Origin of the sequence: Pseudomonas kurunegalensis (assembly GCF_030291635.1) — a bacterium.
In the GTDB taxonomy this organism is placed as follows: domain Bacteria; phylum Pseudomonadota; class Gammaproteobacteria; order Pseudomonadales; family Pseudomonadaceae; genus Aquipseudomonas; species Aquipseudomonas monteilii.
This window is the reverse complement of record NZ_CP127871.1, coordinates 5,745,308-5,761,471: the sequence shown is the minus strand read 5'-3', so window position 1 is coordinate 5,761,471 and position 16,164 is coordinate 5,745,308. Positions and strand designations below refer to the sequence as shown.

Here is a 16,164-nt window from a genome sequence, read left to right as displayed (position 1 = left end):
TCACTTGCCCGAGGTGATGTTCAGCCCTTTGAGCAGGCTCAGCGCCTGGCTCAACTGGAAGTCGTCATCCTGTGGGCGCTCTTTGCGCTTGCTGCTGCCGGTCGGGCGGTCGGCGCCGCCGTTGCCGTTGCCCAGGTGGCCCTGCAGGTCGGCTTCCTTGAAGTTGTCGGTGTCGACTTCAGCGGTGAGCTTGGCCGGGCGCACTTCGATATCGGGGACGATGCCCTGGGCCTGGATCGAGCGGCCATTGGGGGTGAAGTACAGCGCGGTGGTGAGCTTCAGGGCGCGGTCGTTGGCCAGCGGCAACACGGTCTGTACCGAGCCTTTGCCGAAGCTGTCGGTACCCATCAGCACAGCGCGTTTCTGGTCCTGCAGGGCGCCGGCGACAATCTCGGAGGCCGAGGCGCTGCCGCCGTTGATCAGCACCACCAGTGGCACGCCTTCGCTGGCGTCGGCCGGGTCGGCGGAGAAGCGCAGTTCGGAGTTGGCGATGCGGCCTTTGGTGTAGACGATCAGGCCCTTGGTCAGGAAGTGGTCGGCCACTTCCACCGCCGATTGCAGTACGCCGCCCGGGTTGTTGCGCAGGTCCAGCACGACGCCGCGCAGCTTCTTGCCGTTGTCCTTGCGCAGCTTGGCCAGGGCTTTGCCCACTTCGTCGCCGGTCTTGACCTGGAACTGGGTGATACGGATGTAGCCGTAGTCGTTTTCCAGCAGCTGGCTCTTCACGCTCTTGACCTGAATGACCGCGCGGGCCAGGGTCACGTCAAACGGGTTGCCGCCGTCGCGCACCAGGGTCAGGGTGATTTTTTCGCCAACCTTGCCGCGCATTTTGTCGACCGCTTCGGTCATGGTCTGGCCGCGGGTGGGGGCGCCGTTGATCTTGACGATCAGGTCGCCGGCCTGCACGCCAGCCCGTGAGGCCGGGGTGTCATCGATAGGCGAGACCACCTTGATGAAGCCGTCTTCCTGGCCCACTTCGATGCCCAGCCCGCCGAACTCGCCGCTGGTACTTTCCTGCAGTTCCTGGAAGTCCTCGGGGCCGAGGTAGGCCGAGTGCGGGTCAAGGTTGCTGAGCATGCCTTTAATGGCGTTTTCCAGCAGGGTCTTGTCGTCCACTGGCTCTACATAGGCCGCCTTGATGCGGTCCATGACCTCGGCGAAGGTGCGCAGCTCTTCCAGCGGCAGTGGCGCCTTGGCCGTGACCTCGGTGGCAGGCACTGCGGCGGCCTTGGCCGGCTCGGCAGCGATGGCCAGGGGCGCACCGACCGCCAGGGCGATGGACAGGGCCAGCTGGGTGAGACGAGGCGAGTGCAGCATGTCGAACGAACTCCTGATCCTGTAAGCGCTCCCTGGGGAGCATCGGCGCAGCACTCAGGCTACGCCGTAGAAATTTGACTAGCCCCGGCACCATTGCGAAGGGTCGGTCGGCCGGCCCTGCTGGCGGATGGCGAAGTACAAGCCTGCCGCGTCCTGGCCACCGCTGTCGCCAACGGTGGAAATGGCTTCACCGGCCTTGACGATATCACCGGCGCTCTTGAGCAGGCTCTGGTTGTGGCCGTACAGGCTCAGGTAACCATTGCCATGGTCGAGAATGACCAGAAGCCCGGCACCGCGCAACCAGTCGGCGAACACGACACGCCCGCCGTGCACCGCACGTACCTGGGTGCCTGGGTTGGCGCTGATCATCACCCCGTCCCACTTGGCACGGGCATCGCTGCCGCGGGCATCACCAAAGCGTGCCAGCAGTCGACCATTGACGGGCCATGGAAGTTTGCCCCGCGCAGCAGAAAAAGCGCCGCCATAGCTTGCGCCGTCGGTGGAAACCATCGGGCCGAGGGTGGTGCGGGCCTTTTTCGGTGGCTCCACCGGCTCCTTGGCCTGTTCGCGGGCAGCGGCGGCGGCCAGGGCCTCCTGCTGGCGGCGTTTTTCCGCTTCCTGCTGGGCCAGCAAGGCTTTCTTGCGTGCTTCTTCAGCCTCGCGGGCCTGACGGGCCAGGGTTTCCTCGATGGTCTTGAGTACTTTGGACAGGTCGGCTTGGTCCTGCTCGCGGGCCTGCAACTTCTGGTCGCGGTCCTTCATGTCGCCATTGAGCTTGGCCAGCACCTGCTGACGCTTGCCGCGCTCGGCTTCCAGGGCCTGGCGACGGCTGTCGAGGTCGGCGCGCTGGGCCAGCAGCTGCTCCTGCTGGCTGGCAATTTCCTGCTCGACGTTGGCCAGCTGGCGCAGGGTCTCGTTGAAGGTACGCAGTTGTTCCAGGCGCGCCTTGCTGATGTAGTCGTAATACGTGAGGGTGCGGGCGAACTTCTCAGGGTTCTGCTGGTTGAGCAGCAGCTTGAGGTATTCCTCGCGGCCGTTGTTCTGGTAGGCCGAGCGGGCCTGGATGGCGATCAGCCGTTGTTGTTCAACGCGGGCGCTCTGGAGTTTTTTTTTCTCGGTATCAAGGCGCTCCAGATCGCCCTCGGTCTTTTTTAGCTCTTGCTGCAGCGCCTCCACCTGTTTTTCGAGGTCGCCGATGTCGGTCTCGGTGGCTTTGAGGTCCTTTTGCACACCGGCCTTTTCTTCCTGGAGCTTGCCCAGCGTCTTCTTGAGCTCGGCAATGTCCTGGCGGGTGGCGTCCAGTTGCTGCTGGGTCTGCGCACGCTCATCGGCAAAGGCCGGGCTGAGCAGGCAAGACAGGGCTAGGAGAATCAGGGCGCGAAGCATGGGGTTTGGCGTACCAAGGATGGAGACTGGCCTAGTATGCCCGCCCGGGCAGGCAAAAAAAACGCCTCGCTGCGGGTGCAGAGGGGCGTTTGTCTGGAATTCATGTGTCATGGGGGCTCAAAGCGGCCCCCAATGCACAGAATCAGGCGTCGACCAGGATCGAAGTACCGGTCATTTCCACTGGTTTCTCCAGCCCCAGCAGCTTCAGCATGGTCGGCGCCACGTCGGCCAGCACGCCGCCATCACGCACTTTCACGTTGCGCTTGCCCACATAGATGAACGGCACCGGCTCGGTGGTGTGTGCGGTGTGCGCCTGGCCGGTGCATTCGTCTTCCATCTGCTCGACGTTGCCGTGGTCGGCGGTGATCAGCGCTTCGCCGTCCACCTTGGCCAGCGCTTCGACGATGCGGCCGACGCAGGTATCCAGCGCTTCAACTGCCTTCACCGCAGCCTCGAACACGCCCGTGTGGCCAACCATGTCGCCGTTGGCGTAGTTGACCACGATCACGTCGTAGCGCTGCTGCTCAATGGCTTCGACGATACGATCGGTCACTTCCGGCGCGTTCATTTCCGGCTGCAGGTCATAGGTGGCGACCTTTGGCGATGGAATCAGGATGCGCTCTTCGCCTTCGAACGGCTCTTCACGGCCACCCGAGAAGAAGAAGGTGACGTGGGCGTACTTCTCGGTTTCGGCAATCCGCAGCTGGGTTTTGCCGTTCTTTGCCAGGTACTCGCCCAGCACGTTGTTCAGGCTGGCCGGTGCGAAGGCTGCAGGTGCCGGAATCTTGGCCGAGTACTGGGTCAGGCCGATGTAGGCCGCCAGTTTTGGCAGGCGGGCACGCGGGAACTCGTTGAAGTCGGCTTCGACGAACACGCGCGACAGCTCGCGGGCGCGGTCGGCGCGGAAGTTCATGAAGATCACGGCATCGCCGTCTTCGACTTTGACCGCTTCACCAATGCGCGTGGCCTTGACGAACTCGTCGCTCTCGTCGCGTGCGTAGGCCGCTTCCAGGCCAGCCAGGGCGGTGTCGGCGGTGTATTCGGCGGCGCTGTCGACGATCAGGTTGTAGGCAGCGCTGACGCGGTCCCAGCGGTTATCCCGATCCATGGCGAAGTAGCGGCCGATCAGGCTGGCGATGCGGCCCTTGCCCAGCTTGGCGAAGGTGGCGTCGAGCAGTTCGATGGACGACTGCGCGCTGCGTGGTGGGGTGTCGCGGCCATCGAGGAAGGCGTGCAGGTAGATTTTTTCTGCACCGCGCTGCGCGGCCAGTTCGGCCATGGCCACCAAGTGGTCCTGGTGGCTGTGTACGCCGCCATCGGACAACAGGCCAAGGATGTGCACGGCCTTGCCGGCACTGGCGGCCTTGTCCACGGCACCAGTGAGCACGGGGTTTTCGAAGAACTCGCCGTCACGGATGGCCTTGGTCACCCGGGTGAAGTCCTGGTACACGACGCGGCCGGCGCCCAGGTTCATGTGACCGACTTCGGAGTTGCCCATCTGCCCGTCCGGCAGGCCGACATCCATGCCCGAACCGGAAATGAGGCCATGCGGCTGGGTGGCGCGCAGGCGATCATAGACCGGCGTATTGGCGGCAAAGATGGCGTTGTGTTCGGGGGTTTCGCTGTGGCCGAAGCCATCCAGGATGATCAGGACCAGGGGTTTGGGCGTACTCGTCATCAATCAAACTCACGGTTGTTCAAAGATGATAAAGACACGCATTTTAGGGCAAATCCGCCACCGGCGGCGAATATTCGTCCTGTTGCCTGACCAGCGCGCCCGATGTAGCAACATGAAGGTACCTTTCCCTCCGGCCTGTCGGGCTTTGGTGGCACTGGGGGGCTGTGTATACTGGCCGGCATTTTCAATCGCCTGGAACACCGCTGATGGTTGCTCACCTGATTCAATTCGCGACAGATCACTACATCCTGGTTGCGATCTTCGTTGTTCTGCTGGTCCTGCTGCTGCTCAATGAAATCCGCCGTGGCGGCCAGAGCCTGAGCAACGGCCAGCTGACCGCCCTGGTCAATGCCGACAAGGGCCTGGTCGTCGACATCCGTACTGCCAAGGAATACGCCGCCGGCCACATCGTCGGTGCGATCAACATTCCGCAAGACAAGCTGGCCACCCGCATGAGCGAGCTGGACAAGCACAAAGAGAAGACCCTGATCGTCGTCGACGCAATGGGCCAGCAGTCCGGCACCCACTGCCGCGAACTGCTCAAGGCTGGCTACACCGCTGCCAAACTGAGCGGTGGCGTTTCCAGCTGGAAAGCCGATAACCTGCCCCTGGTGAAGTGATATGAAGCCCGTCATCGTCTATTCCAGCGACTACTGCCCCTACTGCATGCGCGCCAAGTACCTGCTTGAGAGCAAAGGCGTGGCCTTCGAGGAAATCAAGGTCGACGGCAAACCGCAGGTTCGCGCCGAGATGAGCCAGAAGGCCGGCCGCACCTCGGTGCCGCAGATCTGGATCGGCAGTACCCATGTCGGTGGATGCGATGACCTCTATGCCCTGGAGCGCGCCGGCAAGCTCGACGCGCTGCTGGCGGCCTGATTTGCACTGCATTCAAAAACATTAGGATAAGGATCTGCCATGACTGACCAACAGACCAACGGCGCTGCTGCAGAAGACAACAGCCCTCAGTTCTCCCTGCAGCGCATCTACGTGCGCGACCTGTCGTTCGAAGCCCCGAAAAGCCCGCAGATCTTCCGCCAGAGCTGGGAGCCGAGCGTCGCGCTGGACCTGAACACCAAGCAGAAAGCCCTGGAAGGCGACTTCCACGAGGTGGTGCTGACCCTGTCGGTTACCGTCAAGAACGGTGACGAAGTGGCGTTCATCGCTGAAGTACAGCAGGCCGGTATCTTCCTGATCGCCAACCTGGATGCGGCTTCGATGAGCCACACCCTGGGTGCGTTCTGCCCGAACATCCTGTTCCCGTACGCCCGTGAGACCCTGGACAGCCTGGTGACCCGTGGTTCGTTCCCGGCCCTGATGCTGTCGCCGGTCAACTTCGACGCCCTGTACGCGCAAGAACTGCAACGCATGCAGGAAGCGGGCGCTGCGCCGACTGTGCAGTAATAGCTGCCGGTATCAAGAAAGCGCCTCTCGGGGCGCTTTTTTGTTGCCTGTTCCGGCCTATGAGTCAGCTCCCGGCAAACCCATTCTGCCGCCACGCCTCATACACCGTCACCGCCACGGTATTGGACAGGTTCAGGCTACGGCACCCCGGCCGCATCGGCAGGCGCAGGCGCTGCTCGGCCGGCAGGCTGTCCAGCACCTCGGCTGGCAACCCGCGGCTCTCTGGCCCGAACAGGAAGGCATCGCCCGGCTGATAGGCCACTTCATGGAACGGGTGCGAGCCCTTGGTGGTGAAGGCGAACAGCCTTGGATTGCCCAGGCTTTCCAGGCATCCGGCCAGGCTCTCATGGCGCTTGAGCGTGGCATACTCGTGGTAGTCCAGCCCCGCGCGGCGCAGGCGCTTGTCATCCAGTTCGAAACTGATGGGTTCGATCAGGTGCAGGTGGCAGCCGCTGTTGGCGCACAGGCGAATGATGTTGCCGGTATTCGGCGGAATTTCTGGTTGAAAAAGGATGACGTGAAACATGCACGGCTCCAAGCGTGAAGATGACGGGCATTCTACCCCTGAACCGGACGTGCGTTCGAAGGCCTTCCCACGGATGATGCTGTCGCTGGCGATCGTTGGCGTCATGGTCGGGCTGATGATTGGTCGCCTGACAACGCCCGAAGAGCGGGTGTTGCAGCAGGTGGAGGTGGTGCAGGACGGCCTGGACCTTTGGTTCAACGAAGAACCGCAGCTGCATGGCGAGAACGTGGAAGGGACGGTTGCGTTGCTGTTCCAGGCCGAGGGCAAGGCCCAGCAAGGGCAATTGAGCCTGGCGGGGAAGCCGGTGAGCTGGCGGGTGCAGAAGAGCAAGGAAGGGTTGTTGCTGACAGTGGTGGCCGCGCGTCCCCTGCACGGCGAGTGGGCCGGTGCAGAGGACGCTGGGCGCTGGCGTGTGCAGGTGAAACTGCACGAATAAAAGAGGGGATATCCCGGCCTGCCTGTACCAGGGTCCCCAAAAGGGGTACTGCGTGTTGCGTGTAAAGGGGGGATGTCCCGGCCTGCCTGTACCGAGGTCCCCAAAACGGGCGGTGTTGCGAATAAAAGAGGGGTTCACCCGGCCTGCCTGTACCAGGGCCCCCGAAACTGGGTATGTGTTAGGTATTGCAGGGGGCGTGCCAATTTTGCAAAGCCCGTGAATATTGGGCTTTGAGGGGTATTTGGCCGGTTTTTGAGGGGATTTGTGCCTTCGAGAGGTGCATCGGGCACAGGATCGGTGCATCGGGGGCTGAAATGGCTGGGGCCGCTTTGCGGCCCATCGCGACACAAGGCCGCTCCTACAGGGATCGCGTTCTCCTGTAGGAGCGGCCTTGTGTCGCGATGGGCTGCGCAGCAGCCCCAGAAATCTTACGGGTTAGCCCAGAACTCAGTGGTCGTCACCTTCCTCGTCATCACCGCCTGCCACATTCATCCCCAGCTCCTTGATCTTGCGGGTCAAGGTATTACGCCCCCAACCCAGCAACAGCGCGGCATCCCGGCGCCGACCGGCGGTGTGCTTGAGCGCCGTCTCGATCATGATCCGCTCAAAGCTCGGCACCGCGCTGTCCAGCAGGTTCGATTGCCCGCGCGCCAACGCCTGGTCGGCCCACTGGCGCAAGGCCTGCTCCCAGTTGGTGACCGGTGCGGCATCCTGCGGCAGGTTCAGCAGCTCAGGCGGCAGGTCGCCGATCAGCACCTCGCGGCTGGAGGCCATTACGGTGATCCAGCGGCAAGTGTTCTCCATCTGCCGCACGTTGCCCGGCCACGGCAGGTTGCGGATGAACTCTTCGGTCTCCGGCTTGAGGATCTTCGGCTCGACTGCCAATTCCTGAGCAGCACGGGCGAGGAAATGGCGGGCGAGGGCGGGGATGTCCTCGCGGCGGTCGGCCAGCCGAGGAATATGGATGCGAATCACGTTCAGGCGGTGGAACAAGTCCTCGCGGAACTTGCCGGCCTGCACCAGCGACTCCAGGTTCTGGTGGGTCGCGGCAATGATGCGCACGTCGACCTTGACCGGCACATGGCCGCCAACGCGATAAAACTCGCCATCGGCCAGCACCCGCAGCAGGCGGGTCTGGGTGTCGGCAGGCATGTCACCGATTTCGTCGAGGAACAGCGTGCCGCCATCGGCCTGCTCGAAGCGGCCCCGGCGCAGGTTGGCGGCACCAGTGAAGGCGCCTTTTTCATGGCCGAACAGTTCGGATTCCATCAAGTCCTTGGGGATGGCGGCCATGTTCAGGGCAATGAACGGCGACGCCGCACGCGGGCTGTGGCGGTGCAGCGCATGGGCGACCAGCTCTTTACCAGTACCCGACTCACCGTTGATCAATACGGTGATGTTGGAGTGGCTGAGGCGACCGATGGCGCGGAACACCTCCTGCATGGCCGGTGCTTCGCCGATGATTTCCGGTGTGCGCGCCAGGTTCTGTGGCACGTCCAGCCCTTGCTGTTCCTGGGCATGCTGGTTGGCACGCTTGACCAGCGAGACAGCCTCGTCCACGTCGAACGGCTTGGGCAGGTATTCGAAGGCCCCCCCCTGGTAAGACGCCACGGCGCTGTCCAGGTCGGAATGAGCGGTCATGATGATGACCGGCAGGCGTGGGTGCTGCTCGCGAATCTGTGCCAGCAGGTCGAGGCCGCTGGCACCCGGCATGCGGATGTCGGAAATGATCACGTCCGGTTGCTGGCGCGCAAGGCGGCCCATCACACCATCTGCGCTGTCGAAGCTCTGGGTGGTCATGCCTTCCTGTTGCAGGGCTTTTTCCAGTACCCAGCGGATGGAGCGATCATCGTCGACGATCCATACGGTTTCACTTCGGCTCATGAGGCGGTGGCTCCTTGTTCCAGAGGCAGGTAGATCGAAAAGGCGGTGTGGCCTGCGTGGCTTTCACACTCGATCAGGCCCTGGTGCTGGCTGATGATGTTCTGGGTAATGGCCAGGCCCAGCCCGGTACCGTCGGGGCGGCCACTGACCATGGGATAGAAGAGGGTGTCTTGCAGTTCCGGCGGGATGCCCGGGCCGTTGTCGATGATCTCCACCCGCGCCACCAGACGATGGCGCACATGGCCGATGGTGAACTGGCGCAAGGCGCGGCTGCGCAGGGTGATACGGCCCAGGCGCAGCTCGTTCTGCGAACTGATTGCCTGCATGGCGTTACGCACGATGTTGAGGACGGCCTGGATCATCTGCTCGCGGTCGATCAGCACGTCCGGCAGGCTTGGGTCGTAATCGCGCACCAAAGTGATGCAACCCTGGCTTTCGGCCTCGACCAGGCTGCAGACCCGCTCCAGCACTTCGTGGATGTTGGTCATGGCCAGCGACGGCAGCTTGTTCGAGCCGAGCATGCGGTCTACCAGGTTGCGCAGGCGGTCGGCTTCTTCGATGATCACGTTGGTGTAGTCGCGCAGGCCTTCCTCGGGCAATTCGCGTGACAGCAACTGCGCCGCGCCACGGATGCCGCCGAGGGGGTTCTTGATTTCGTGGGCCAGGCCGCGCACCAGCATCTTGGTGGTTTCCTGCTTGCTCAGCTGGGCCTCTTCCTTGGTGATGCGCAGCAGCCGGTCGCGCGGGTGCACCTCCAGCAACAGCAGGGTCTGGCCCTGGTTGAGGATGGGGGTTACCGCGTAGTCGACGGTGATGGTCTGCCCGGTCAGCGAGGTGAGCTGCGCTTCGCGCTTGGTGAACGGGTGCGCCTGTTCGACCGCCTGGCGCAACGAGCTGAGCGCTTCGGTCGACTCGGTGAACAGCTCGCTGATGAACTGCCCATGGCTACGCTGGCCGCTGACGGCCAGCAGCATTTCTGCGGCCGGGTTCATGTACTCCAGGCGCAGCTCGGCATTGAGCAGCAACGTGGCGGTGGTCAGGTTGTCCAGAAGCAGACGGTGCTGTGCATCGCTGATGGTCATAAGGCGTCGTTGACCTCTTTTGGCGCTTGCCTGGCACTGCTTTGGCCAGGGCCAGGTGCGGTGGCCCCGCCGATGCGAGGCTCTCTGCCTGCTAGAAATGCAAGAAACAAACCAAAGCTCCGAAAAGAAGCGGGATTTGCCGATAAAGGCCTGTATCTGCGCAAATTCGGATCAGAAACTCTGGATGAAACGTTTCATTTGAACCAGATTGGGGAGCAAATAGGGGCAAGGCGCTTTGTTGTGCACCAAGATAGAGCATAGCGTGGGTGAGGTGATTCCTGTGTGGCGCAGAAACGAAAACGGCCTCCCGAGGGAGGCCGTTCCTGATCACGTCATCGGCGCGAGGCGCCGATCAGATCAGCAGCTGTAGTACAGCTCGTATTCCAGCGGGTGCACGAAGGTACGGACCTTGATCTCTTCTTCCGACTTCAGCTCGATGAAGGCATCGATGAAGTCGTCGGAGAACACGCCGCCCTTGGTCAGGAACGCACGGCCTTTGTCCAGCTCTTCCAGGGCTTCTTTCAGGCTGCCGCACACTTGCGGAATGTCCTTGGCCTCTTCTGGTGGCAGGTCGTACAGGTTCTTGTCGGCAGCATCGCCTGGGTGGATCTTGTTCTGGATGCCGTCCAGGCCAGCCATCAGCAGGGCCGCGAAGGCCAGGTACGGGTTGGCCGATGGGTCCGGGAAGCGTGCTTCGATACGGCGGGCTTTCGGGCTGCCGACGTAAGGAATACGGATCGAGGCGGAACGGTTGCGAGCCGAGTAGGCCAGCATTACCGGGGCTTCGAAGCCTGGTACCAGACGCTTGTACGAGTTGGTCGACGGGTTGGTGAAGCCGTTCAGGGCCTTACCGTGCTTGATGATACCGCCGATGAAGTACAGGGCGGTGTCGGACAGGCCGGCATAGCCTTCACCCGAGAAGGTGTTCTTGCCGTCTTTCCAGATCGACATGTGTACGTGCATGCCCGAGCCGTTGTCGCCGTACAGTGGCTTCGGCATGAAGGTGGCGGTACGGCCGTAAGCGTCGGCAACGTTGTGCACGACGTATTTCAGGGCTTGTACTTCGTCAGCCTTCTTCACCAGGGTGTTGAACTTGACGCCGATTTCGTTCTGGCCGGCAGTCGCCACTTCGTGGTGGTGAACTTCAACGGTCTGACCCATTTCTTCCAGTGCGTTGCACATGGCAGTACGGATTTCGTGGTCGTGGTCAAACGGCGGAACCGGGAAGTAGCCGCCTTTCACGCCTGGACGGTGGCCTTTGTTGCCGCCTTCCACGTCAGCACCGGTCATCCACGAGCCTTGCTCGGAGAAGATCTTGAACATCGAGCCGGAGATGTCCGACTGGAACTTCACTTCGTCGAAGATGAAGAACTCAGGCTCCGGGCCTGCGAATACGGTGTCACCGATGCCGGTGCTCTTCAGGTACTCTTCGGCGCGCTTGGCGATTGCGCGTGGGTCACGATCGTAGCCCTGCATGCTCGACGGGTCGACGATGTCGCAGGTGATGATCAGGGTTGGTTCTTCGGTGAACGGGTCCAGCACGGCGGTTTCGTCAACCGGCATCAGGATCATGTCGGATGCTTCGATGCCTTTCCAGCCAGCGATGGAGGAACCGTCGAACATCTTGCCGACTTCGAAGAAGTCCTCGTCCAGCGCATCACGCGACGGCATGGTCACGTGGTGCTGAATGCCTTTGGTGTCCGTGAAACGCAGATCAATCCACTTGACGTCATGATCTTTGATGAGTTGAACCGACTTCGACATGTTGTCCTCCGGATGGTCTAGAGCGCGGTGGGCCGCTGCCCTGGAAAAAGGGTGTTGCCGGGCGCGGATAGTCGGCCAAGCTTACCTGCCTCACAAGGGAGCAAATTGCATGCCAGTGCCCGAAAATGGCGAGGGCGGGATAAAAGGGGGCGTTTGCGGGCATTTGGCGCGGGGCTGGCGACGAAAAATGCACCCTTAAGATGCGGGTCTTGGTATCGATGCACCAAAGAAGTGCATGGCTTGATTTGTGTGGCGCTTGGGCGATCGAGCGCCGCCCGCGCGGCGCATCGCGAGCAAGCTCGCTCCTACATTTGTTTCGGGCCAGTTATTCCTGAGGTAGAGGCGCGCGGCCCCTTGGTGTCCATCTCGACATTGTGTGTATCAAACAAGGCGGTCGCGCGCGTTGGTACCGGCGTTACTGGCCCGAAACAAATGTAGGAGCGAGCTTGCTCGCGATGCGCCGCGCGGGCGGCGCTCGATCTCACGGGCACCGCAAAACCCCCGCCTTGCATTTATCTCAAAGCTTCTGATCAAAAGTTGGTCAAATCCTGAGCAATTTCCGCTATAATTCGCGCCCCTCATTTTCGGCAGGCCCTGCGCGCGCTGTTAACCAATGAAACTTATCGTCAAAGTCTTCCCAGAAATCACCATCAAGAGCCGGCCGGTGCGCAAGCGCTTCATCCGCCAGCTCGGCAAGAACATCCGCAACGTGCTCAAGGACCTCGACCCTGAGCTCGCGGTCGATGGTGTCTGGGACAATCTCGAAGTGGTCACCCGCGTCGAAGACGAGAAAGTCCAGCGCGAGATGATCGAGCGCCTCACCTGCACGCCGGGTATCACCCACTTCCTGCAGGTAGAGGAATACCCGCTGGGTGACTTCGACGACATCGTCGCCAAGTGCAAGCACCACTTCGGCCACTTGCTGGCCGGCAAGCACTTCGCCGTGCGCTGCAAGCGCGGTGGCCACCATGACTTCACCTCGATGGACGTCGACCGCTACGTCGGCAGCCAGCTGCGCCAGCAATGCGGCGCCGCCGGCATCGAGCTGAAGCACCCTGAAGTACTGGTGCGCATCGAAATCCGCGACCAGCGCCTGTACGTGATCCACAACCAGCACAACGGCATCGGCGGTTACCCGCTGGGCGCCCTGGAGCAGACCCTGGTGCTGATGTCCGGTGGCTTCGACTCCACCGTGGCGGCCTACCAGATGATGCGCCGTGGCCTGATGACCCACTTCTGCTTCTTCAACCTCGGCGGCCGTGCCCACGAGCTGGGCGTGATGGAAGTGGCCCACTTCCTGTGGAAAAAGTACGGCAGCAGCCAGCGCGTGCTGTTCATCAGCGTGCCGTTCGAAGAAGTGGTCGGCGAGATCCTCAACAAGGTCGACAACAGCTACATGGGCGTCACCCTCAAGCGCATGATGCTGCGCGGTGCCGCACACATGGCCGACCGCCTGCAGATCGACGCGCTGGTCACCGGCGAGGCGATTTCCCAGGTGTCCAGCCAGACGCTGCCGAACCTGTCGATCATCGACTCGGCCACCGATAAGTTGGTGCTGCGCCCGTTGCTGGCCAGCCACAAGCAGGACATCATCGACCAGGCCACCGAAATCGGCACCGCCGACTTCGCCAAGCACATGCCAGAATACTGCGGCGTGATCTCGGTGAACCCGACCACCCATGCCAAGCGTCACCGCATGGAGCATGAAGAAAAGCAGTTCGACATGGCCGTGCTGGAGCGCGCCCTGGAGCGCGCCAAGTTCATTTCCATCGACCATGTGATCGACGAGCTGGGCAAGGACATCGAAATCGAGGAAGTGGCCGAGGCGCTGCCAGGCCAGATCGTCATCGACATTCGTCACCCCGATGCCCAGGAAGACGAACCCCTGGCGCTCGAAGGTATCGAAGTCCAGGCCATGCCGTTCTACGCCATCAACAGCAAGTTCAAGCACCTGGACCCTACGCGCCAGTACTTGCTGTATTGCGACAAGGGTGTGATGAGCCGTTTGCACGCACACCACCTGCTCAGTGAGGGACATGCCAATGTGCGTGTTTATCGTCCGACATAAGACGCCGGGGCTGTATGGCGGCAGTATCCGCCATCGCCCTCCCGACCGCCGGGCCCGCTGAGCCTTAAACAGTACATATTGGCCGCCTACACTGGGCGGCAACCGAATCCTCTGATCGAGATACACTTGTGATCGAAAATCTGCGTAACATCGCCATCATCGCCCACGTTGACCATGGTAAAACCACCCTGGTCGACAAACTCCTGCGTCAGTCCGGCACCCTGGAGCGTAACGAGCTCAACGACGAGCGCGTCATGGACTCCAACGACCAGGAAAAAGAGCGCGGTATTACCATTCTGGCGAAAAACACCGCCATCAACTGGAACGGCTACCACATCAACATCGTCGACACCCCCGGCCACGCCGACTTCGGTGGCGAGGTTGAGCGTGTAATGTCGATGGTCGACTCCGTGCTGCTGCTGGTCGACGCCCAGGACGGCCCGATGCCGCAAACCCGCTTCGTGACCAAGAAGGCCTTCGAAGCCGGTCTGAAGCCAATCGTCGTGATCAACAAGGTTGACCGCCCGGGCGCGCGTCCTGACTGGGTTCTGGACCAGATCTTCGACCTGTTCGACAACCTCGGTGCTACCGACGAACAGCTGGACTTCAAAGTCGTCTACGCCTCGGCCCTGAACGGCATCGCCGGCCTGGACCACACCGAAATGGGCGAAGACATGACCGCCCTGTACCAGTCGATCGTCGACAACGTACCTGCACCGTCGGTTGACCGTGACGGCCCGTTCCAGATGCAGATCTCCGCTCTGGACTACAACAGCTTCCTCGGCGTTATCGGCGTTGGCCGTATCGCCCGTGGTCGCGTCAAGCCGAACACCCCGGTTGTCGCCATCGACACCAACGGCAAGAAGCGTAACGGCCGTATCCTGAAGCTGATGGGCCACCACGGCCTGCACCGTGTAGACGTTGAAGAAGCCCAGGCTGGCGACATCGTCTGCATCAGCGGTTTCGACGAGCTGTTCATCTCCGACACCCTGTGCGCCCCGGATGCGGTAGAAGCGATGAAGCCGCTGACCGTTGACGAGCCGACCGTTTCCATGACCTTCCAGGTCAACGACTCGCCGTTCTGCGGTAAAGAAGGCAAGTTCGTCACCAGCCGTAACATCAAGGACCGTCTGGACAAGGAGCTGCTGTACAACGTTGCTCTGCGCGTTCAGGAAACCGATTCCCCTGACAAGTTCAAGGTATCGGGCCGTGGTGAGCTGCACCTGTCGGTACTGATCGAAACCATGCGCCGTGAAGGCTTCGAGATGGCTGTAGGCCGTCCTGAAGTCATCATCCGCGAAGTGGACGGCGTGAAGCAGGAGCCGTTCGAGAACGTCACCATCGACATCCCTGAAGAATCCCAGGGCAAGGTGATGGAAGAGATGGGTCTGCGTAAAGGCGACCTGACCAACATGGTTCCGGATGGCAAGGGCCGTGTGCGCCTGGAGTACAACATTCCAGCCCGTGGTCTGATCGGTTTCCGTAACCAGTTCCTGACCCTGACCAACGGTGCAGGCATCCTGACCTCGATCTTCGATCGTTACGACACCATGAAGTCGGGCCAGATGTCCGGCCGCCTGAACGGCGTACTGGTTTCGGTCGAAACCGGCAAGGCGCTGACCTACTCGCTGGAAACCCTGCAGGCGCGCGGCAAGCTGTTCGTCGAGCACGGTCAGGAGATCTACAACGGTCAGATCATCGGCCTGAACAGCCGTGACAACGACCTGGGCGTGAACCCGACCAAAGGCAAGAAGCTCGACAACATGCGTGCTTCGGGCAAAGACGAAGTCATCGCCCTGGTACCGCCAGTTCGCCACACCCTGGAACAGGCCCTGGAATTCATCCAGGATGACGAGCTGTGCGAAGTGACTCCTAAGTCGATCCGTCTGCGCAAGAAGATCCTGGACGAAGGCGAGCGTACCCGCGCTGCCAAGAAAGCCAAGAACTGAGTTAGCTCAGGCTGAATGAAAACGCCCCCGGTCGAAAGGCCGGGGGCGTTTTTTTATGCCTTCAGGAATTGTGCTGCCTCTTCGCGGGCTTGCCCGCGAAGAGGCACTTAAAGGCTAACGATCAGCGCCCAACCACCTTGGGCTTGTACGCACAATACCCCGGCCGCGGCCCGACCTTGGGGTGGTTGCGGCAGGTATCCGGGCGCTTGTCATAAATGGTGCACAGCCGGCTCTTACGATCCAGATACATGCAGTCATCGTTGCTCATCCGGGTCAGGGTGAAGATGCCCGACTTCTGGTTGAAGCGCTCGATGATGCCTTCCTTCTGCAAGCGTTTGGCCACGTTTTTCGGCGGCTCGTCTTTTTCGAACTCGTCTACCACGCCGATACGGATCAGATCCTTGATCTTCACCTCCACCGGCAGGGTGCAACAGGTCGAGTGGCAGCCACCGCACATGTGGCTGGCATAGCGCTGCCAAGTCTCCAGGCGGTCGACTTCGGCAGCGGCGATCAGGGTCGTTTTCATCGTTATAGGGTGGATCACGGTCTTGGGGCGCGCGATGATACCGGAATTGTTCAATTTATGAACAACCTTTTGCCGGAATCGCAGAGTCGGCATGAAAACTGCGAACCGTAACTGTCACTCCCGGTCGAAGGGTCTAGTCTCAACAAT

14 protein-coding genes are annotated in these 16,164 nt (G+C 61.5%); 6 read left to right on the top strand and 8 right to left on the bottom strand.

The features are described 5' to 3' along the window. The 3 genes from QQ992_RS26225 to gpmI form a co-directional block, all read right to left on the bottom strand. Nucleotides 1-1,317, bottom strand: coding sequence for a S41 family peptidase (locus QQ992_RS26225; RefSeq protein WP_016712472.1), 1,317 nt, complete (start codon nt 1,315-1,317; stop codon nt 1-3). Nucleotides 1,318-1,395: 78 nt separating this feature from the next. Then, nucleotides 1,396-2,703 (bottom strand): murein hydrolase activator EnvC family protein, encoded by a 1,308-nt coding sequence (locus QQ992_RS26220; protein ID WP_286111604.1) that lies wholly within the window; start codon nt 2,701-2,703, stop codon nt 1,396-1,398. Nucleotides 2,704-2,845: 142 nt separating this feature from the next. Next, nucleotides 2,846-4,381, bottom strand: coding sequence for a 2,3-bisphosphoglycerate-independent phosphoglycerate mutase (gene gpmI / locus QQ992_RS26215; RefSeq protein ID WP_286111603.1), 1,536 nt, complete (start codon nt 4,379-4,381; stop codon nt 2,846-2,848). 206 nt (nt 4,382-4,587) lie between these two features. Between gpmI and QQ992_RS26210 the strand changes: the two genes are divergently transcribed. From QQ992_RS26210 to secB, 3 genes are read left to right on the top strand one after another with little or no spacing between them, the layout of a single operon-like run. After that, the gene (locus tag QQ992_RS26210; protein WP_019098297.1) at nt 4,588-5,001 is read left to right on the top strand and encodes a rhodanese-like domain-containing protein; all 414 of its coding nucleotides are present in this window, start codon (nt 4,588-4,590) and stop codon (nt 4,999-5,001) included. A gap of 1 nt (nt 5,002) precedes the next feature. After that, nucleotides 5,003-5,257 carry a glutaredoxin 3 gene (gene grxC, locus QQ992_RS26205; RefSeq protein WP_003249204.1) on the top strand — a complete coding sequence of 85 codons (255 nt, stop codon included), beginning with the start codon at nt 5,003-5,005 and terminating at the stop codon, nt 5,255-5,257. Between the two features lie 39 nt (nt 5,258-5,296). Further along, the gene (secB, locus tag QQ992_RS26200) at nt 5,297-5,782 is read left to right on the top strand and encodes a protein-export chaperone SecB (protein WP_016712467.1); all 486 of its coding nucleotides are present in this window, start codon (nt 5,297-5,299) and stop codon (nt 5,780-5,782) included. A gap of 64 nt (nt 5,783-5,846) precedes the next feature. Here secB and trmL read toward each other — a convergent pair whose 3' ends face one another. Further along, entirely contained in the window at nt 5,847-6,308 is a 462-nt protein-coding gene (gene trmL / locus QQ992_RS26195; protein ID WP_012274606.1) for a tRNA (uridine(34)/cytosine(34)/5-carboxymethylaminomethyluridine(34)-2'-O)-methyltransferase TrmL, read from the bottom strand. On the opposite strand from trmL, the gene QQ992_RS26190 reads away from it, so the two are divergent. Then, the gene (locus QQ992_RS26190; RefSeq protein WP_119371694.1) at nt 6,307-6,744 is read left to right on the top strand and encodes a hypothetical protein; all 438 of its coding nucleotides are present in this window, start codon (nt 6,307-6,309) and stop codon (nt 6,742-6,744) included. The two genes, trmL and QQ992_RS26190, sit on opposite strands and share 2 nt — an antisense overlap. Nucleotides 6,745-7,191: 447 nt before the next feature. Here the strand turns inward: QQ992_RS26190 and ntrC are convergent, their stop codons facing one another. From ntrC to glnA, 3 genes are all read right to left on the bottom strand, one after another. Further along, complete coding sequence (gene ntrC / locus QQ992_RS26185) at nt 7,192-8,628, bottom strand: nitrogen regulation protein NR(I) (protein ID WP_016712464.1); 1,437 nt, start codon at nt 8,626-8,628, stop codon at nt 7,192-7,194. Further along, a complete protein-coding gene (gene glnL / locus QQ992_RS26180) occupies nt 8,625-9,710 on the bottom strand; it encodes a nitrogen regulation protein NR(II) (protein WP_016712463.1) in 1,086 nt (361 codons plus the stop codon). The genes ntrC and glnL overlap by 4 nt, the downstream gene beginning before the upstream one ends. A gap of 357 nt (nt 9,711-10,067) precedes the next feature. Beyond that, nucleotides 10,068-11,474, bottom strand: a complete 1,407-nt coding sequence (gene glnA / locus QQ992_RS26175; RefSeq protein ID WP_016712462.1) for a type I glutamate--ammonia ligase — start codon at nt 11,472-11,474, stop codon at nt 10,068-10,070. A gap of 613 nt (nt 11,475-12,087) precedes the next feature. Here glnA and thiI point away from each other — a divergent pair. Continuing rightward, nucleotides 12,088-13,542 carry a tRNA uracil 4-sulfurtransferase ThiI gene (thiI, locus tag QQ992_RS26170; RefSeq protein WP_286111602.1) on the top strand — a complete coding sequence of 485 codons (1,455 nt, stop codon included), beginning with the start codon at nt 12,088-12,090 and terminating at the stop codon, nt 13,540-13,542. A 128-nt stretch (nt 13,543-13,670) separates the two neighbouring features. After that, nucleotides 13,671-15,491 (top strand): translational GTPase TypA, encoded by a 1,821-nt coding sequence (gene typA / locus QQ992_RS26165; RefSeq protein ID WP_016712460.1) that lies wholly within the window; start codon nt 13,671-13,673, stop codon nt 15,489-15,491. A 121-nt stretch (nt 15,492-15,612) separates the two neighbouring features. On the opposite strand, the gene QQ992_RS26160 is transcribed toward typA, so the two are convergent. Further along, nucleotides 15,613-16,017: a YkgJ family cysteine cluster protein gene (locus tag QQ992_RS26160; protein ID WP_016712459.1), complete on the bottom strand. Its 405-nt coding sequence runs from the start codon at nt 16,015-16,017 to the stop codon at nt 15,613-15,615. Nucleotides 16,018-16,164: the final 147 nt, after the last annotated feature.